The following is a 17960-nucleotide window of genomic DNA, read 5'->3' as shown; positions in this document are numbered from 1 at the left end:
CGGGCCGGATGGCCGGGCGCGCTGTCGGCAGGTCCTCGGACTGACGCGAGTACGTGGGCGCGGGTGTGCGAACACGTACAAGTACACCGTTGCGGGACAGTTCCGGATTTGCACCGGATTCCCCTGCGACGACAGCGAGCATGAGCATACATCTTGTGTCGGGCTGCGGTGACACCACCAGATGTTGTGTCGTGCCGGTGTCAGAGTGTCAACTCGTAGGTGAGGAGAGTGATGTCGTCGAGCTCCGGGAGCGGGTTCCAGTCGCGGTCGGGGGTGCGGGTGAAGCCCAGGCGTTCGTAGATGCGGTGGGCGGCGTGCATGGTGCGCTGGGTGGAGAGCACGACGCGTACGCAGCCCGCGGTGGCGCGTGCGTGGTCGACGCAGGCGCGGACGAGGGTCTCGCCGGCGCCTCGGCCGCGGGACTCGCGTGCGACGGCGAGCATACGGATCTCGGCTTCGCCGGGGCGGGCTATGTCGGCCATGGGGCCGCCACGCGGTACGAAGGTCACGGCGCCGAGGATGTGGTCGTGGTCGTGGTCCACGGCGACGAGGACCTCCGCGGCGGTGGCTCGTTTCGCCACGTCTCGCAGTTCGCCGAGGTACTCGTCGCTCTCCCCGAAGTCGAGCAGATCGTCGCCGAGGTAGGCCTGTGCGGTGATCTCGCCGATGCGGTCGTATTCGTGGGGGTGGGCGTGTCTGATGCGGATGTCCATGCCGGTGAGTGTGCAACAGGGCGCGGGAACGGGCCGCCGGATTTATGTCCGACGGCCCGTGGGGGTTGTTGATGCGGTTCCGCGGCTGCGCGCCAAGCACCCGCTCACCCGCAGTCGAAGAACCCACCGGGGGTACGGGGGCGCAGCCCCGGGCTCAGTGGGCGGAACCCGCCGTGGCCGGAGGCAGCTCCGTCGCGACGCCCGCGTCACCCGCATCCGCCGTGTAGTCCTCCGGAGACGTCTCGTCGACGCCGTCCGGCGCGTTGAAGGCGCGGAGGGCGAAGGTGAGGACGACGCTGACCACGGCGTTCAGGACGAAGGCCGTCAGACCGATGTAGCCGATCTCCCCGATGCCCGGGATCTCCTTCGAACTGCCGCCGAAGTGCTTCTGGGTCGGCGAGGCGACCCCGTACGCGGCGAGCGTGCCGTACAGCATGCCCACCGCCCAGCCCCCGAGCAGCGCCCAGCGGTGGAACCAGCGGGTGAACAGGCCACCGACCAGCGCCGGGAAGGTCTGGAGGATCCAGATGCCGCCCAGGAGCTGGAAGTTGATCGCGACCGTCTTGTCCATCGTCAGGACGAAGACCAGCGCGCCCACCTTCACAAGCAGCGACACCAGCTTGGAGACCCTGGTCTCCTGCTGCGGGGTCGCGTCCGGCTTGATGAAGTCCTTGTAGATGTTGCGGGTGAAGAGGTTCGCGGCCGCGATGGACATGATGGCCGCCGGCACGAGCGCTCCGATGCCGATCGCCGCGAAGGCCACCCCCGCGAACCAGTCCGGGAACATGTTCTCGAAGAGCTGGGGGATGGCGAGCTGGCCGTTGGTGACCTTGACCCCGGCCGCGATCGCCATGAACCCGAGCAGGGCGAGCAGCCCCAGCATCAGGGAGTAGAGAGGAAGGATCGTGGTGTTGCGGCGGATCACCTCACGGCTGCGGCTGGAGAGCGTCGCCGTGATCGAGTGCGGGTACATGAACAGCGCGAGCGCCGATCCGAGCGCGAGCGTGGCGTATGTCCACTGGCCCGCTTCGGCGGGCACGAGCCCGCCCGCCCCCGCCGCCGTGTACTTGTCGCTCGCCGCCTTGAAGATCTCGTCGAACCCGCCCAGCTTGATCGGGATGTAGATGATGGCCACCGCGATCACGATGTAGATCAGGGTGTCCTTCACGAACGCGATCAGGGCGGGGGCGCGCAGCCCCGAGGAGTAGGTGTAGGCGGCCAGCACGCCGAACGCGATGAGGAGCGGAAGGTCCTTCACGAACCAGTTCGTGTTCTCGCCGCCGCCCACGCCCATCACGTCCAGGACGGCCTGGATGCCGACCAGCTGGAGCGCGATGTACGGCATGGTCGCGAGGATGCCGGTCACGGCCACGGCGAGGGACAGGCCCTTCGAACCGAAGCGCCCGCGCACGAAGTCCGAGGTCGTCACGTACCCGTGCTTGTGGGAGACCGACCACAGGCGGGGGAGGAACGTGAAGATCAGCGGGTAGACGAGGATCGTGTACGGAACGGCGAAGAAGCCGGCCGCGCCCGCCGCGTAGATCGCCGCCGGTACGGCGACGAAGGTGTACGCCGTGTAGAGGTCGCCGCCGAGCAGGAACCAGGTGACCCAGGTGCCGAACGACCGTCCGCCCAGGCCCCATTCGTCGAGGCTGTGCTCGTCGTCCGCCCTGCGCCAGCGCGCGGCCAGGAAGCCCATGACCGTGACGGCCAGGAAGAAGAAGATGAAGACGCCGAGCGCGACGCCGTTCACACCGTCCTTCACTTCGCCGCACCCCCGCCCTGGGACGCGCGGGCGCGCTGGTCACGCTGCCACAGCTGGTACGCGGTCACGGTGAGCGCCGTGGACACGAGCACCCACAGCATCTGGTACCAGTAGAAGAACGGGATGCCGATGAACGCCGGGTCGGTCTTGGCGTAGGAGCCGACCCACAGCATCGCCACGAACGGGGCGATCAGGCACAGGGCGATGACCACCCGGATCGGTGTCACCACCGGCGGCTCGACCTTCGGCGCGTCTGAAACGTCTGACACGTCTGACATACGGCGACTCCGTCCCCTCGCTGTTCACCTGTGCAATGCGCAGGCAATCTAGGCGACGGCGTCAGCCATACGGAACCCCTCGTCCGTATCTCGGTCGGGGCAGCACGACAGGTGCGCTACTCCTGCGGGCGCTTGAGCCGTGCCACGAACTTGTACCGGTCGCCCCGGTACACCGACCGCACCCACTCCACCGGCTCGCCCTGCCGGTCCAGCGAGTGCCGGGAGAGCATCAGCATGGGCAGACCGACGTCGGTGCCGAGCAGGCCGGCCTCGCGCGGGGTGGCCAGCGAGGTCTCGATGGTCTCCTCGGCCTCGGCGAGATGGACGTCGTACACCTCGGCGAGCGCGGTGTAGAGGGACGTGTACTTCACCAGGCTGCGGCGCAGGGCGGGGAAGCGCTTCGCGGAGAGGTGGGTCGTCTCGATGGCCATCGGCTCGCCGCTCGCGAGGCGCAGCCGCTCGATGCGCAGCACCCGGCCGCCGGCCGAGATGTCGAGCAGCTCGGCGAGGGTGTCGTCGGCGGTGATGTAGCCGATGTCCAGGAGCTGCGAGGTGGGTTCAAGGCCCTGGGCGCGCATGTCCTCGGTGTACGAGGTGAGCTGGAGCGCCTGGGAGACCTTGGGCTTGGCGACGAACGTGCCCTTGCCCTGGATGCGTTCGAGGCGGCCTTCGACGACCAGTTCCTGAAGGGCCTGGCGCACGGTCGTGCGCGAGGTGTCGAACTCGGCGGCGAGGGTGCGCTCGGGCGGTACGGGCGTGCCGGGCGGCAGTGTCTCCGTCATGTCGAGCAGGTGCTTCTTGAGGCGGTAGTACTTGGGCACGCGCGCGGTACGGATGGGGGCCCCACCCTCGTTCTCCGCACTGCTGACGTCGGTGCTCATGCTCTGCCTTCCCGGCTCCGGGTGCCGAAGCGACCGACATCCCGTCGGCCACGGCTCACATCGTGGCACGGCTTCGTGTGCGAGTGTCCCCCCGCACGCTCCGTGATCCCCTCTATATACCGTCGGCGTACCCGTTGGTCTAGTCCATAGTGTGGACTCGGGTCGGCCGAGAGGCGTGTGAGGCCGCTGAACGGCCCCGCCGTTTATGCCACTTACCTACTTAAAGGTCCTTGCATATGTAGGTCCCATAACGGACGACCAGTCGGGCTTACACACCCTTGACACCCCTCTAGGTCTAGGCCAAGCTCCCCGTACTGGTCTACACCATTGGTCCAGTCCCAGTCCCACGGGCCGTACTCGGCAGCGCTTCGGCATGTGTCACCGCGGTGGGCAGGGGGGTTTATGGCATCCCTGAGGAGGGTGGCGTGAAGCGGAAGCTGGCAGCCGCGATCGGTATCGCGGGCATGATGGTCTCCATCGCGGCGTGCGGGAGCAGCGACAACAAGTCCGGGGGGTCGGACAAGGGCGCGGACGCGAAAGCACTGACCGTCTGGCTCACGGTGGACGCGCAGAACAACTGGCCCGAGCTGGTGAAGGCCGCCGACGCGGCGGTGCAGAAGGCGCACCCGGGCGTCAAGATCAACCACGAGTACTACGGCTGGCCGGACAAGAACACCAAGCTCGACGCGGTCCTCGCCACCGACAAGGCGCCCGACGTGGTCGAGATGGGCAACACCGAGATGCTCGGCTACATGGTCAAGGGCGCCTTCGCCCCCATCGACGCGTCGAAGCTCGACAACTCGGCCGCGTGGCTGGACGGCCTGAAGGCCTCCGTCACCTATGACGGCAAGACCTACGGCGTGCCGTACTACGCCGGTGGCCGCGTCGGCAACTGGCGCAAGGACGTGGCGGCTTCGGTCGGTGTCAAGACGCCCCCGAAGACGTACACGGAGCTCATCTCCGACCTGGACAAGATCCAGAAGAAGGAGGGGAGCAAGTTCAGCGCCTGGTACCAGCCGACGCGTGACTGGTACGCCGCGATGTCCTTCGTCTACGACGCCGGCGGCTCCATCGCCAAGGAGGACGGCGGCCAGTGGAAGGCCAGCCTGTCGTCTCCGGAGTCCATCAAGGGACTCAACGACTGGAAGACCATCGTCGACAAGTACATGCACGGCGACAAGACCAAGGACGAGTCCGACCGTTACATCGTCTACGGCCAGGGCAAGTCCGCCATGATCTTCGGCGCCGCGTGGGAGGGTGCGACCTCCGAGGACCCGAAGAACGACAAGACCGGCAAGCTCAAGGGCAACCTCGAGAACTTCGTGATGCCCGGCCCGTCCGGCAAGAACATCCCCGTCTTCCTCGGCGGTTCCGACCTCGCCGTCCCGGTGAAGTCCAAGGCGCAGGCGCTCGCCGCCGAGTGGATCAACGCCTTCACGGGCTCCGCCGGTCAGAAGGGTCTGATGGCCAAGGGCAACCTGCCCAACAACAAGACCGACCTCGCCACCCTCAAGAACGACCCGGCGACCGTGGTTCCGGCCACCGCGGCCGAGTCCAACTGGTTCGTGCCGATGGCTCCCGGCTGGGGCCAGGTCGAGAAGGCCCAGGTCCTGCAGACCATGCTGCAGAACATCGGCACCGGCAAGAAGTCGGTCGAGGCCGCCGCGAAGGATGCGGACGCCGCGATCGACAAGGTCATCAACACCAAGTGACGTGAGCGCGAGGCGTGGTGGGACCCCGGGGCACCTCCGGGGCTTCGCCCGGGGTGCGTCCAGGGTCCGCCCCGGGTCCGCCCGGGGCGCGTCTCCGGGAGGTACGTCCGAGTGCGTCCGGGGCGATCCCGGGATGCTCCCGGGCACGCCTGCCGGGGCCTCTTCGGGCCCGGGTTCCTACCGCTTCCCGCACGACCGAGCGGGACCCGGCGACGTACGACCGCGCGGGGCCCCGGCCCCGCACGACCGTGCGTGGCCGGGCCGCGTACGGCCGGTCCACGACCCGGGCGGATCCCGACCGGAACCGCCCGCACCAGGTTCGGACCACGCACGACCCGCACCGGACCCGGACCGAGCAGGACGGGCCAGGACCGGCGGGCCGTCTCGCGCACGACCGAGAGGACCCGCCCCGGCGAGCGCCCCGCGTACGACCGCGGGGGCCCGCCCCCGTGCATGACCTGCGCGGGCCCGGCCGGTGTACGACCGAGTGGGTGGGCTCCGGTGGGCGACCTGTTCGGGGCAGGCCGTGTGCGACCCGCGTGGGGTTCGAACTGCGTACGGCCGTGCGGGGTTCGAACTGCGTGTGACCGTGCGGGGTTCGAACTGCGTACGGCCGTGTGGGGCCCGGACTGTGCACCACCGTGCGGGGTTCGGGCCGGGTCTGATCTGGGTGGCTTTCGCCCGGATGCGACCGCACCGGGTTTGGGCCCTGTACGACCGCGAGGGTCCGCCCGTGCGGGATCGCGAGGTCCGTCCCCGCGCAGACCGTGCGGGGCCGGGCCGCGTACGACCGTGCGAGGCGCCGGCCGCGTACGGCCCGGGCGTGTTTCGCCTGTGTTCGACCGTGTGGGGCCTGCCCCGCGTACGACCCCGTGCGGGGCTTCGACCACGTACGACCTGAGGGACCGCTGAGGAGCGCGCGATGAGTGCCGCAGACACGACCACCCCCGCCAAGGTGCCGCCGCCGCGGCAGGCACCGCCACCGGCCGTCCCCAAGGCGCCACGCAGAGGGCGGACCTCGGGCGGAGCGGCGGTCCCCTGGGCCCTGCTCGCGCCCTGTCTGCTGATCCTCGCGCTGGTCATGGGCTATCCCCTGGTCCGCCTGGTCACCCTCTCCTTCCAGAAGTTCGGACAGTCCCAGCTGTGGGGCTTCCAGCCGGCCGAGTCGGTCGGCTTCGACAACTTCGCCAAGGTGCTGGGCGACAGCGAGTTCTGGACGGTCGTCGTCCGCACGATCGTCTTCGCCGTCGGGTCCGTCGTCTTCACCATGGTCATCGGCATGCTGATCGCGCTGCTCCTCCAGCGCGTCTCGGGCTGGGTGAAGATGCTGATCAACATTGTGCTGGTGGCCAGCTGGGGCATGCCCATCATCGTGGCCACCACCGTCTTCAAGTGGCTCTTCGACTCCGACTACGGCGTCTTCAACGCGCTGCTGAGCAAGCTGCCGGGCGTCGACATGATCGGCCACAACTGGTTCGCCAGCGGCCCCCAGGGACTGGCCGTGATCATGCTCCTGGTGGTGTGGGGCGCGGTGCCCTTCGTCGTCATCACGCTCAGCGCGGGGCTCACCCAGGTGCCGAGCGAACTGGAGGAGGCGGCCCGGCTGGACGGCGCCGGCGCCTGGGGCGTCTTCCGTTACGTCACGCTCCCGATCCTCAAGCCGATCATCGTGATGCTCACGACGCTCTCCGTCATCTGGGACATGGGCGTCTTCCCACAGGTCTTCGTGATGCGGGGCGGCCACCCGGAGGCGGAGTTCCAACTGCTCACCACGTACTCCTACGACCGCGCCTTCGTCGTCAACGACTACGCGCAGGGGTCGGCGATCGCCCTGCTGACCGTGCTGTTGCTGCTGGGCGTGGTCGCCGTGTACATGCGTCAGATGCTGCAGATCGGAGAGGTCGAATGAGCACCCTCGCCACGGCGGGCCGGCGCCGGGGGAAGTCCAAGCTCGGCTGGAACCTCCTCGGCCTGCTCGTCTTCGTCACCGCGGGCTTCCCCGTCTACTGGATGCTGAACACGGCGTTCAAGCCGGCGAAGGACGCCATCGACCCGGACCCGAGCCTGTTCCCCACGGGCCTCACGCTCGACAACTTCCGTCGCGCGCTGGACATCGCGGACTTCTGGGGCCCCGTCGGCCGCAGCCTGATCGTCTCCCTGTCGGTCGTCGTGATCGGCGTCGTCGTGGGGATGCTGGCCGCGCTGGCCATCTCCCGCTTCGCCTTCCGCGGCCGCAAGGTCGTGATCGTCGGCATCCTCGCGGTCCAGATGATCCCGCTGGTCGCCATGATCATCCCGGTCTTCCTGCTGCTCAACGACCTGAACCAGTACGACAAGCTCTCCGGCCTGATCATCACGTACCTGACCTTCATCCTCCCCTTCACGGTGTGGACGCTGCGCGGCTTCATCGTCAACATCCCGAAGGAGCTGGAGGAGGCGGCCATGGTCGACGGCTGCTCGCGCACCGGAGCCTTCATACGGGTGGTCTTCCCGCTGCTCGCGCCCGGCATGGTCGCCACGTCCGTGTACGCGTTCATCCAGGCCTGGAACGAGTACCTCTACGCCCTGATGCTCATGAGCCAGGAGCACCAGACCGCCACCGTCTGGCTCGGCAACTTCACCACCAAGCACGGCACCGAGTACGCCCCGATGATGGCCGGCGCCACGATGATGGCCGTGCCGATCGTCGTGCTCTTCCTCATCGTCCAGCGCAAGATGGCCGCGGGGCTGACCGCGGGCGCCGTGAAGGGATAACGCCACCCGATGACGACACTCGCCAGTGGTACGACCGCGTCCTCTTCCGACCGGAACGGCTTGGCACGCGACGCGCTCACCGTCCTCCAGCCCGGCTTCACCGGAACCACCGCCCCCGACTGGCTGCTGCGCCGCCTCGGCGAAGGGCTGGCCGCCGTCGGCCTGTTCGGCCGGAACATCGCCTCTCCCGAACAACTCGCCGCCCTGACCGCCCAGTTGCGCGCGGAGCGCGACGACGTCCTGGTCGCCATCGACGAGGAGGGCGGTGACGTCACCCGTCTCGAGGTCCGCGCCGGCTCCTCCTACCCCGGCAACCACGCGCTGGGCGCGGTGGACGACGTGGAGCTGACGCGGGCGGTGGCCTCGGCACTCGGCCACCGCCTCGCGGCCTGCGGGGTGAACCTGAACTGGGCCCCCTCCGCGGACGTGAACTCCAATCCCGACAACCCGGTCATCGGCGTACGGTCCTTCGGCGCCGACACCGACCTGGTGGCCCGGCACACCGCCGCCTACGTCACCGGGCTCCAGTCCGCGGGCGTCGCGGCCTGCACCAAGCACTTCCCCGGTCACGGCGACACGGCGGTCGACTCGCACCACGCGCTGCCGCGCATCGACGCCGGCCTGTCGGTCATCGAGGCCCGCGAACTCGCCCCGTTCCGTGCCGCGATCGCCGCGGGCACACGCGCCGTGATGAGCGCGCACATCCTGGTCCCGGCGCTGGACCCGGACCGCCCGGCCACCCTCTCCCGCCGCATCCTCACCGGCCTGCTCCGCGAGGAACTCGGCTACGACGGCCTCATCGTCACCGACGGCATGGAGATGCAGGCCATCGCCGGGACGTACGGCATCGAGCGGGGCAGCGTCCTCGCCATCGCGGCCGGTGCGGACGCGATCTGCGTGGGCGGCGGGCTCGCGGACGACGAGACGGTACGGCGCCTGCGCGACGCCCTCGTCACGGCGGTGCGCACCGGTGAACTCCCCGAGGAGCGCCTCGCGGACGCGGCGGAGCGGGTACGGGCGCTGGCCCGTTGGACGGCGGCGGCCTCCGCGGCATCGCCGGCCGCCGAGCGGGAACCGGCCGACGTGGGGCTCGTCGCCGCCCGACGCGCGCTGACGGTGACACGCGCGCCGTCGTACGAGCCGGTGGACGCGGCGCCGTTCGTCGCCGCCTTCACCCCCGTGGCGAACATCGCCGTCGGTGACGAGACCCCCTGGGGCGTGGCCGCGGAACTGGCCCGGCTGCTGCCCGGCACGGAGACGGGCAGCTTCGCGGGGGAGGGGGCGGCAACGGCGGCCCTGGCCGCCGCGGGCAGCCGCCGCGTCGTCGCCGTCGTCCGCGACGAACACCGCCACCCCTGGATGGCGGCCGCCCTGGACACACTGTTGGGGGAACGCCCCGACACGATCGTGGTCGAGATGGGCATCCCCCAGGCCCCGCCCCGGGGCGCCCTCCACATCGCCACGCACGGCGCGGCGAGGGTGTGCGGCCGGGCGGCGGCGGAGGTCATCGCGGGGGAGTGACGGCCTGCGAGAAGGAGAACGAGGAAGGTGCCGGACCCCAGGTGCCGGCACCTTCCTCGTTCTCCTTCTTCCCGTCGTGCGCTCCTTCGCGCCCTCGGGGTCAGATCCCCTGCCAGTCCGGCTTGTTCGCGAACGTGTGCCGGAAGTAGTCCGCCAGTTTCAGCTTGGACGCGGCGGCCTCGTCCACGACGACCGTGGCGTGCGGGTGGAGCTGGAGCGCCGAGGCGGGGCACACCGCGGCCACCGGCCCCTCCACGGTCGCCGCGACCGCGTCCGCCTTGCCCTCACCCGTGGCCAGCAGCACGAGATGCCGCGCCTCCAGGATCGTGCCGATGCCCTGGGTGATGACATGGTGCGGCACCTGCTCGATGTCGCCCTCGAAGAACCGTGCGTTGTCGACCCTGGTCTGCTCGGTCAGCGTCTTGATCCGGGTCCGCGAGGCGAGCGAGGAGCAGGGCTCGTTGAACCCGATGTGCCCGTCGGTGCCGATCCCGAGCAGCTGGAGATCGACGCCACCGGCCGTGGCCAGCGCCTTGTCGTACGCCCGGCACGCGGCCCGCACGTCCTCGGCGGTGCCGTCCGGGCCCATGAACGCGTCCATGCCCAACCCCAGCGGTTCCAGCACCTCGCGCCGCAGCACCGACCGGTACGACTCGGGGTGCTCGGCGGGCAGTCCCACGTACTCGTCGAGCTGGGCGACCCGCGCCCGCGAGGCGTCAACGGCACCGGAGCCGACCTTCGCCGCCAGCGCCTGGTAGATGGGCAGCGGCGTCGAGCCGGTGGCCACGCCGAGCAGAGCGTCGGGCTTGCGCCGGAGCAGCTCCGCCATGGCCTCGGCGATCAGTTCGCCGCCCGCCTTGGCGTCGGGAACGATGACAACTTCCACGCTGGGCCTGCCGATCTGGAGAGTGGCTCGCCGGGAACCGTGAGGGAACACATGTGGTGTAGACCAATCTAGCAAAGGAGTTCCCCCCACGGCCCGTCACGGCTTCTCGGCGCATCCGGGCCCGCCGCCCGGACGTCCGCTCGCCACCCGGTGCGGAGCGGCACACCCGGCAAAGCCCTGCCCACAGGCGATGAGATGCTGATACCGATCCTCGCGATCCGCACCGCACGCACCACCCCGTATCGGCCACGGTCGACGCGTACGACCGGAACGTCCCCAGGAGGCCCCATGTCCGCCCCTACCCCGGACCCCCGGACCGACGACGACCGCCCGGGTCGGATCATGGCCCGCGAGATGGCCGAGCAGCCCGACGTGCTGCGCCGGATCCTGGAGGCGGGCGCACCGCGGATCCAGGAAGTGGCCCGGCAGATCGCGGCCCGCGCGCCCCGTTTCGTACTGCTCACCGCCCGCGGCACCTCCGACAACGCCGCCCTGTACGCGAAGTACCTGCTGGAGATCCAGCTGGGCCTGCCGTGCGGGCTCACCTCGATGTCGACGACCACGGCGTACGGCGCGCGGCCCGATCTCACCGACGTCCTGGTCGTCACCGTCAGTCAGTCCGGCGGCTCCCCGGATCTGGTCGCCTCGACCCGGGCCGCCCGTGAGGCCGGCGCCATCACGCTCGCGGTGACCAACAACCCGGACTCACCGCTGGCGGCCGTCTCCGAGTACCACCTCGACATCATGGCCGGACCCGAGAGGGCCCTGCCCGCCACCAAGACCTACACGGCCTCCCTCCTCACCCTCTATCTCTTCGTCGAAGGACTGCGCGGCGGCGACGGCGCCGCGGCCAAGGCGCTGCCCGATCTCGCCGCGCACCTCCTCACCCGCCAGGACGAGATCCGCACGCTCGCCTCCCGCTACCGCTTCGCCGAGCGCATGGTGATCACCTCGCGCGGCTACGGCTACCCCACGGCCAAGGAAGCCGCCCTGAAGCTGATGGAGACCAGCTACATCCCCGCCCTCTCGTACTCCGGCGCCGATCTGCTGCACGGGCCCCTCGCCATGGTCGACAACATCTCCCCGGTCATCGCGGTCGTCACCGACGGCAAGGGCGGCGAGGCGCTCCAGCCCGTGCTCGACCGGCTGCGCGGGCGCGGCGCCGACCTGGTCGTCATCGGCCCCCGTGCCCAGGTGGAGCAGGCCTCGGCCGGGTTCGTCCTGCCCACCGAGGGGGTGGCCGAGGAGCTCCAGCCGATCCTTGAGATCCTTCCGCTTCAGCTCCTGGCCTACGAGGTCACCATCGCCCGCGGCCAGGACCCGGACGCGCCGCGGGCCCTGGCGAAGGTGACGGAGACCCGCTGACCGGCGCGTCCCCCGGGCGGGTGGACGAAGCCAAGGTGATCTGGCCCCGTTCATGAGCCGATCCGGCCCCCACCGGGGGCCGAACCCGGCTAGTCTGCGTGGTGGATGCTGTTGGAAGTTCGATAAAGAGACAACAACAAACATCCGCCGGCGCATGGACGCGGCACGTGGTCTAGTCCACAATGTGCAGGTAAAGCCTTCGATCGACGCGGCGTCGCTTACGGCGAGGCGTTGATCCACACAAGCATCCGTCTTCCCCGCACAGGAAGGCGGACCGAGGAACCGGCGCTCTCTGCCCTGACTGCTCCGGGTCCTCTCCTTCGGCCGACCGGGACCGCACACCCCGCGGCCGTTGCTGCTCCGGGCTGCGGTGCCGGGAGGGTTGAGGGTCCCTCCCAGGCGCCGCGGCCCGCGGGTGTTTTCGGAGCCGGGCCAAACCCCCAGGTACGCTCGCAGATGTGCCCTCCATGAACGACCTCGTCCGCCAGCACACCGCTCTCGGTGACTCCGATCTCGAGTGGTTGCATCTGCTGGTCTCGGAGTGGCAGTTGCTCTCCGACCTCTCCTTCGCCGACCTCGTGCTGTGGGTTCCCACCCGCGACGGCACCCGCTACGTCTCCGTCGCGCAGATGCGGCCCAACACCGGCCCGACCTCGTACCAGGACGACATGGTCGGCCACCTCGTCCCACGCGGCCGCCGCCCGCTGCTGGACGCCGCGCTGGACGAGGGCCGGATCGTGCGCGAGGGCGATCCCGAGTGGCGCGAGGAGGTGCCGGTACGGGTCGAGTCCATTCCGGTACGGCGGGAGGGGCGCGTCCTCGGTGTCATCGCGCGCAACACCAATCTCCTCACCGTGCGCACCCCGAGCCGGCTGGAGCTGACCTACCTCCAGAGCGCGTCCGACCTCGCCCAGATGATCGCCGCCGGCTCCTTCCCGTTCTCCGGCCAGCAGGTCGACATGGACGCCTCCCCGCGGGTCGGCGACGGACTGATCCGCCTCGACGCCGAGGGCATCGTCCAGTACGCGTCTCCGAACGCGCTGTCCGCGTATCACCGCCTCGGTCTCGCCTCCGACCTGGTGGGCCACCACCTCGGTGTGACCACCGCGGAACTTGCCCCGTCCCGCGGTCCGGTGGACGAGGCCCTGTCCAAGGTCGCCAGCGGCTGGGCACCCCGCGAGTTCGAGATCGAGAGCGGCGACGGGGTGATCCAGCTGCGCGCGATCCCGCTCAAGCCCAAGGGCACCCGGGTCGGTTCGCTCGTCCTGCTGCGTGACGTGACCGAACTGCGCCGCCGCGAACGCGAGTTGATCACCAAGGACGCGACCATCCGGGAGATCCACCATCGGGTCAAGAACAACCTCCAGACGGTGGCGGCGCTGCTGCGGCTCCAGGCCCGGCGCATCGAGTCGGAGCGCGGCCGTGAGGCCCTGGAGGAGGCCGTACGACGGGTCGGCTCGATCGCCATCGTGCATGAGACGCTGTCTCAGAACCTGGACGAGCGGGTCGAGTTCGACGAGATCGCCGACCGGGTGCTCGCCATGGTCGCCGAGATCTCGCCCGGCAAAGTCACCGGCCGCCGTACCGGCCGCTTCGGCATACTCGACGCCGAGGTCGCCACCCCGCTCTCCATGGTCCTCACCGAGATTCTTCAGAACGCGCTGGAGCACGGCTTCCGCGAGGGCGACCGGGGCACGGTCGAGGTCTCGGCGGTGCGCGGCGGCACCAGCAAGGAGGCCCGCCTGCTGGTCACCGTCCAGGACGACGGGGTCGGTCTCCCGGAGGGCTTCGACCCGCACCGCTCGGGCAACCTCGGGCTGCAAATCGTACGGACGCTGGTGGAGGGCGAGTTGGGGGGCAGCTTCGACATGGTGGCGGCCCCGGAGCGCGGCACGCAGGTCATCCTGGACATTCCGGTGCGAGCGCACAAGTAGGAGTGCGTGGAGGAGCGCGAGCAGAACTACCAGCAGAAGTACCGGCAGAAGTACAAGCGGAAGCATCTGACGCACCCACAAGTCGCGCATGACAGTGGCCCCGGACCAGAAGGTCCGGGGCCACTGCTTACGTTGCTATGCGCATCGGGGGTACTGCGCGCTGCGGCTCGGGGGCGGGAGATGCGTACTCGCTGTACGCGCCGCCGGGCTCAGGCTCGTTACGGGGTGGGGTGTCAGGCGGTGGCCTGACGGGCCCGGTTGCGGGCGGCACGGCGCTTCATCGCGCGACGCTCGTCCTCGCTGAGGCCACCCCAGACGCCGGAGTCCTGGCCGGACTCGAGCGCCCACTGCAGGCACTGCTCCATGACGGGGCAGCGACGGCAGACGGCCTTGGCTTCCTCGATCTGCAGCAGCGCAGGACCGGTGTTGCCGATGGGGAAGAAGAGCTCGGGGTCTTCCTCGCGGCAAACGGCGTTGTGACGCCAGTCCATGGCTGCTACCTCTCCTTGGTATTACATGCACGTTGCTTGTGAATGTGAACGCTTTCACGAATCCCTCAACAAGTGAAGGGCCGACTGCCAGGATTCCCTGACGTGGTCCTGTGATTTGAGGAGGGGTTCTGGCTCTCTGTGGGGCCGATGTTGCGGGCCGTCCCGATCGCCACGTAGAGACTCGCAAACCTCAGCGGCGGATACAACCCCTACCGGAAAGTTTTTTTTGATTCCTCGGTGTCGACTAGGTCACAGCCGTACTTCCATGGGGTGGACCCTGGTCTAAACGTTCGAGTGAAAGGACTTTGGGGCCTTCCGCTCACACAATCACACGCAGTGCACGGCGTACGCCTGTGAACGTCACGCTGGTGCGCAGTCCCAGGTGGTCGCCGTCCATCTGGAGGGGGAGCGGCGCCTTCGAATGCAAGGTGAAGTCGGTCAGGTCATGGAGAGACAGGGCGTGCTTGCCGTGGGGTCCGCGCTCGGGGGACGAAGTGAGCAACTGGGTGGCATACCGGGCAACCGCGCCCGTCGACATGCGGTTGAAGGTGAGTACGTCGAGCCCGGTATCGAACGAAGCCTTAGGTGACGCGTACACCGGACGATTGCCGAGAAACGTCCAGGGCGAGGTGTTGCAGATTATGGACATCACAAGATCGGTGACCGGGTCCTGGCCGGGGCGCTCCAGTGTGATCGTTCCGTGCCTGCGGTGAGGTTCGTCCAAAAACTGACGTGCCACTTGGCGCAAATAGAGAGCGTGAGTGGAGCGCTTGCCGCGCTCGCGCTGCTGTTCGACCCGGCCGATCACCCCCGCGTCGAAGCCGAGCCCCGCGCAGAAGGTGAACCAGCGGGAGGGAACGGCTTCGTCCTCCGTGCCGGGGGTACCCGCGGCGAGACCGAGGCCGATCGCGCGCTCGCGGTCCTCTCTGAGCGCGTCCAGCAGGGCGCCGGTGGCCTCCACGGCGTCGTTGGGCAGGCCCAGGGCGCGGGCGAAGACATTGGTGGAGCCGCCGGGGACCACCGCGAGGCGGGGCAGACGGTCCAGGTCGGGGCCGTTGTGCAGGAGACCGTTCACGACCTCGTTGACGGTGCCGTCCCCGCCGAGCGCGACCACCAGTTCTATGTCGTCGCTCTCCGCGGCCTGCCGGCCGAGGTCCCGGGCGTGCCCGCGGTACTCGGTCGTGACCACCTCGAGCTTCATCTCGCTCGCCAGCGCGTGGATCAAGACATCGCGCGTGCGCGCACTTGTGGTGGTAGCTGCCGGATTGACCACGAGAAGTGCACGCATGCGATGCAGCGTACCTACCGAGGGGTACCGGTCCCATACAGAGTTAGGGATCCGGTAAGAGATAGGGGCGTGAGTCTCGACACGGTGAGGTGCGGGAGGCGGTGGGGTGGCGGCCGGGGCCGGGCCGCGCGCCGGGGCCCGAGGGATACCCTTCGGGGGTGAGCGCTGAGCAGATCCCCACCCCTGACGCCCCTTCCGCAGAGCCCCGTCCCGGACGGCTGACCGCCGCGGCCGCGCTGGCCGCGCTGGAGGGGCTGGTCCTCGCCGTGGGGGGCGTGTGGATGCTGGTCCTGGGGGCCACGGGTGGCTCGGGAGACGGGCAGCAGGGCGTGACCCTGGGGGTGACGCTGATCGTGCTCGCGCTGCTGCCCCTGCTGGCCGCCCGCGGTCTGCTGCTGCGCCGCAGCTGGAGCCGGGGGCCCGCGGTCATCACCCAGATCATGGCGCTGCCCGTCGCCTACAGCCTGCTCCAGGCCGACAGCGTGGCGATCCCCGCCGGAATCGCCCTCGCGGTGGTCGCGATCACGGCGCTGGTCCTGCTCGTCAACTCCGAGACCACCCGGGCGCTGGGCATCCGTGGCCCCGGTGCCGCCGAGGAAACCGAGTAGCTTCGGTCTGCCGACGGGGTCCATACCGGTCGCGCGCCCGCTGAAAAGGCGGGATCCGCGCCCGGAGGGTCGGGCTTCGCGCCTACGGGGACTCCGCGGCGGCGCCCCCGCCCGGCGGCTGCCCGGTTACTCCTCGACCAGGAGCTTTTCGCGGAGCTGGGCGAGAGTGCGGGCCAGCAGGCGGGAGACGTGCATCTGGGAGATGCCGACCTCCTGTGCGATCTGCGACTGGGTCATGTTGCCGAAGAAGCGAAGGAGCAGGATCCGCTTCTCTCTCGGGGGAAGGTCCTCGAGCAGGGGCTTCAGCGACTCCCGGTACTCGACGCCCTCCAGCGCCTCGTCCTCGGCGCCCAGGGTGTCCGCGACCGCCGGGGACTCGTCGTCCGTGTCGGGGACGTCCAGCGACAGCGTGGAGTACGCGTTGGCGGACTCCAGGCCCTCCAGGACCTCCTCCTCCGAGATGGCCAGCTTCTCGGCCAGCTCGTGGACCGTGGGCGAGCGCCCGTGCTGTTGCGACAGCTCGGCCGTCGCCGTCGTCAGGGCCAGGCGCAGTTCCTGCAGGCGGCGCGGAACGCGCACCGCCCAGCCCTTGTCGCGGAAGTGCCGCTTGATCTCGCCGACGACCGTCGGGGTCGCGTATGTCGAGAACTCGACGCCGCGCTCCGGGTCGAAGCGGTCGACCGACTTGATCAGGCCGATGGTCGCGACCTGGGTGAGGTCGTCCAGCGGCTCACCGCGGTTGCGGAAGCGGCGCGCCAGGTGCTCGACGAGCGGCAGATGCATACGGACCAGCTGATTGCGCAGCTCCGCGTATTCCGCGCTGCCGTCCTGCAGCTTGCGCAGCTCGATGAACATCGCCCGCGCGCCGCTGCGGTCCTGCGGGTCGTGCTGGATGTGCTGGGCGCTCGGCCCGTGCTGCGTGCCCTGCACGCTCTGCACCCCTGGCTTGTCGTGTCGCTCGTGCTCGCTCATAGTCCCGCCCGTCACCAGCCGCCGCCCTTCCGAGGACGTGCTCGGCGCGGCACCCTCCGGATCCCGTTGCCCGTCGTCCTGGCCGGAGAGGCTCTCCTGTGCGTCCTCCGGGTGCGGCCGGGCCTGTTCGGGGATGCCGTCGACGCCCTCCACCGCGTGCCGCGGCCCGTCGAGGCCGTCGACACGTCCGGCGGGAAGCTCCCGTGTGCCGCGCTCTTCGTCCCGCACCGGCCCGTCCCCGTTCCTCACGCCGGCCCGGGTCCCGCGCCGCGCTGTTTGTAGAGGCTGATCGAAACGGTCTTGTCCTCGGCGACGGTGGAGTCGACCTTGCCCGCGAGCGCCGACAGGACGGTCCACGCGAACGTGTCCCGTGACGGAGCGTGACCATCGGTGGTCGGAGCGGAGACCGTCACCTCGAGCGAGTCGTCGATGAGCCGGAAGACACAGCTGAGCACCGATCCGGGGACGGCCTGCTGCAACAGGATCGCGCAGGCCTCGTCCACCGCGATGCGGAGGTCCTCGATCTCGTCGAGGGTGAAGTCCAAACGGGCCGCGAGACCGGCCGTAGCCGTACGCAGCACCGACAGGTAGGCACCCGCGGCCGGCAGCCGGACTTCCACGAAGTCCTTCGTCGCGGGCTCGCCTGCGATCTGGGACACCCTCACCTCCAAGGTGGTACAAGCTCTTTCGAGCTCTTTTCGGGGGCCGAGGGTCGCCCCCCGGGGTAACGCGCTAGGTGGTTCAGCGGTGACGCTACCGCGCTCCCGACTTTCCTGTCCTGGGGACCCCGCC

Annotated in this window: 16 protein-coding genes and 1 riboswitch; of the genes, 7 read left to right on the top strand and 9 right to left on the bottom strand. The window is 69.6% G+C overall.

Features of this window, described 5'->3' with window-relative positions:
- Positions 1 to 9 precede the first annotated feature (9 nt).
- Positions 10 to 148, bottom strand: a riboswitch (cobalamin riboswitch).
- A 52-nt stretch (positions 149 to 200) separates the two neighbouring features.
- From ACZ7M2_RS08440 to ACZ7M2_RS08425, 4 genes are all read right to left on the bottom strand, one after another.
- On the bottom strand, positions 201 to 713 hold the full coding sequence (locus tag ACZ7M2_RS08440; protein ID WP_471594654.1) for a GNAT family N-acetyltransferase: 513 nt from the start codon (positions 711 to 713) through the stop codon (positions 201 to 203).
- 154 nt (positions 714 to 867) lie between these two features.
- Entirely contained in the window at positions 868 to 2478 is a 1611-nt protein-coding gene (mctP, locus tag ACZ7M2_RS08435; protein ID WP_471594653.1) for a monocarboxylate uptake permease MctP, read from the bottom strand.
- Entirely contained in the window at positions 2475 to 2756 is a 282-nt protein-coding gene (locus ACZ7M2_RS08430; protein ID WP_095852672.1) for a DUF3311 domain-containing protein, read from the bottom strand. Before ACZ7M2_RS08430 ends, mctP begins: the two co-directional genes overlap by 4 nt.
- A gap of 116 nt (positions 2757 to 2872) precedes the next feature.
- A complete protein-coding gene (locus ACZ7M2_RS08425; protein ID WP_054228140.1) occupies positions 2873 to 3637 on the bottom strand; it encodes a GntR family transcriptional regulator in 765 nt (254 codons plus the stop codon).
- A 425-nt stretch (positions 3638 to 4062) separates the two neighbouring features.
- Here ACZ7M2_RS08425 and ACZ7M2_RS08420 point away from each other — a divergent pair, with 425 nt between their 5' ends.
- The 4 genes from ACZ7M2_RS08420 (at position 4063) to ACZ7M2_RS08405 (ending at position 9624) form a co-directional block, all read left to right on the top strand.
- A complete protein-coding gene (locus ACZ7M2_RS08420; protein WP_471594652.1) occupies positions 4063 to 5349 on the top strand; it encodes an extracellular solute-binding protein in 1287 nt (428 codons plus the stop codon).
- Between the two features lie 922 nt (positions 5350 to 6271).
- Positions 6272 to 7258, top strand: a complete 987-nt coding sequence (locus ACZ7M2_RS08415; protein ID WP_471594651.1) for a carbohydrate ABC transporter permease — start codon at positions 6272 to 6274, stop codon at positions 7256 to 7258.
- Entirely contained in the window at positions 7255 to 8103 is an 849-nt protein-coding gene (locus ACZ7M2_RS08410; protein ID WP_352045984.1) for a carbohydrate ABC transporter permease, read from the top strand. Before ACZ7M2_RS08415 ends, ACZ7M2_RS08410 begins: the two co-directional genes overlap by 4 nt.
- Positions 8104 to 8112: 9 nt before the next feature.
- On the top strand, positions 8113 to 9624 hold the full coding sequence (locus ACZ7M2_RS08405; protein ID WP_471594650.1) for a glycoside hydrolase family 3 protein: 1512 nt from the start codon (positions 8113 to 8115) through the stop codon (positions 9622 to 9624).
- Between the two features lie 100 nt (positions 9625 to 9724).
- On the opposite strand, the gene nagB is transcribed toward ACZ7M2_RS08405, so the two are convergent.
- Positions 9725 to 10510 (bottom strand): glucosamine-6-phosphate deaminase, encoded by a 786-nt coding sequence (gene nagB, locus ACZ7M2_RS08400; protein ID WP_471594649.1) that lies wholly within the window; start codon positions 10508 to 10510, stop codon positions 9725 to 9727.
- A 288-nt stretch (positions 10511 to 10798) separates the two neighbouring features.
- On the opposite strand from nagB, the gene ACZ7M2_RS08395 reads away from it, so the two are divergent.
- Entirely contained in the window at positions 10799 to 11875 is a 1077-nt protein-coding gene (locus ACZ7M2_RS08395) for an SIS domain-containing protein (protein WP_471594648.1), read from the top strand.
- A 467-nt stretch (positions 11876 to 12342) separates the two neighbouring features.
- Positions 12343 to 13809, top strand: a complete 1467-nt coding sequence (locus ACZ7M2_RS08390; RefSeq protein ID WP_352045988.1) for a sensor histidine kinase — start codon at positions 12343 to 12345, stop codon at positions 13807 to 13809.
- A gap of 233 nt (positions 13810 to 14042) precedes the next feature.
- Here ACZ7M2_RS08390 and ACZ7M2_RS08385 read toward each other — a convergent pair whose 3' ends face one another.
- Entirely contained in the window at positions 14043 to 14300 is a 258-nt protein-coding gene (locus ACZ7M2_RS08385; RefSeq protein ID WP_006380970.1) for a WhiB family transcriptional regulator, read from the bottom strand.
- 319 nt (positions 14301 to 14619) lie between these two features.
- Positions 14620 to 15588 carry a diacylglycerol/lipid kinase family protein gene (locus ACZ7M2_RS08380; RefSeq protein WP_471594647.1) on the bottom strand — a complete coding sequence of 323 codons (969 nt, stop codon included), beginning with the start codon at positions 15586 to 15588 and terminating at the stop codon, positions 14620 to 14622.
- Between the two features lie 158 nt (positions 15589 to 15746).
- Here ACZ7M2_RS08380 and ACZ7M2_RS08375 point away from each other — a divergent pair, with 158 nt between their 5' ends.
- Positions 15747 to 16196 (top strand): hypothetical protein, encoded by a 450-nt coding sequence (locus tag ACZ7M2_RS08375; protein ID WP_352045990.1) that lies wholly within the window; start codon positions 15747 to 15749, stop codon positions 16194 to 16196.
- 126 nt (positions 16197 to 16322) lie between these two features.
- Here the strand turns inward: ACZ7M2_RS08375 and ACZ7M2_RS08370 are convergent, their stop codons facing one another.
- Both ACZ7M2_RS08370 and ACZ7M2_RS08365 read right to left on the bottom strand, forming a co-directional pair.
- A complete protein-coding gene (locus ACZ7M2_RS08370; RefSeq protein WP_352045991.1) occupies positions 16323 to 17417 on the bottom strand; it encodes an RNA polymerase sigma factor SigF in 1095 nt (364 codons plus the stop codon).
- Positions 17414 to 17827 (bottom strand): ATP-binding protein, encoded by a 414-nt coding sequence (locus ACZ7M2_RS08365; protein WP_054228129.1) that lies wholly within the window; start codon positions 17825 to 17827, stop codon positions 17414 to 17416. The genes ACZ7M2_RS08370 and ACZ7M2_RS08365 overlap by 4 nt, the downstream gene beginning before the upstream one ends.
- Positions 17828 to 17960 lie beyond the last annotated feature (133 nt).

The organism is Streptomyces sp. NPDC111507 (assembly GCF_055638955.1).
The sequence above is the reverse complement of the archived record's forward strand: the minus strand, read 5'-3'. Positions and strand labels throughout refer to the sequence as shown.

Bases quoted from the DNA above. Each gene is read 5' to 3' on its own strand.
- ACZ7M2_RS08440 (WP_471594654.1), bottom strand. From the start codon at position 713: ATGGACATCCGCATCAGACACGCCCACCCCCACGAATACGACCGCATC.
- ACZ7M2_RS08430 (WP_095852672.1), bottom strand. From the start codon at position 2,756: ATGTCAGACGTGTCAGACGTTTCAGACGCGCCGAAGGTCGAGCCGCCG.
- ACZ7M2_RS08425 (WP_054228140.1), bottom strand. From the start codon at position 3,637: ATGAGCACCGACGTCAGCAGTGCGGAGAACGAGGGTGGGGCCCCCATC.
- ACZ7M2_RS08415 (WP_471594651.1), top strand. From the start codon at position 6,272: ATGAGTGCCGCAGACACGACCACCCCCGCCAAGGTGCCGCCGCCGCGG.
- ACZ7M2_RS08410 (WP_352045984.1), top strand. From the start codon at position 7,255: ATGAGCACCCTCGCCACGGCGGGCCGGCGCCGGGGGAAGTCCAAGCTC.
- ACZ7M2_RS08405 (WP_471594650.1), top strand. From the start codon at position 8,113: ATGACGACACTCGCCAGTGGTACGACCGCGTCCTCTTCCGACCGGAAC.
- ACZ7M2_RS08395 (WP_471594648.1), top strand. From the start codon at position 10,799: ATGTCCGCCCCTACCCCGGACCCCCGGACCGACGACGACCGCCCGGGT.
- ACZ7M2_RS08390 (WP_352045988.1), top strand. From the start codon at position 12,343: ATGAACGACCTCGTCCGCCAGCACACCGCTCTCGGTGACTCCGATCTC.
- ACZ7M2_RS08385 (WP_006380970.1), bottom strand. From the start codon at position 14,300: ATGGACTGGCGTCACAACGCCGTTTGCCGCGAGGAAGACCCCGAGCTC.
- ACZ7M2_RS08380 (WP_471594647.1), bottom strand. From the start codon at position 15,588: ATGCGTGCACTTCTCGTGGTCAATCCGGCAGCTACCACCACAAGTGCG.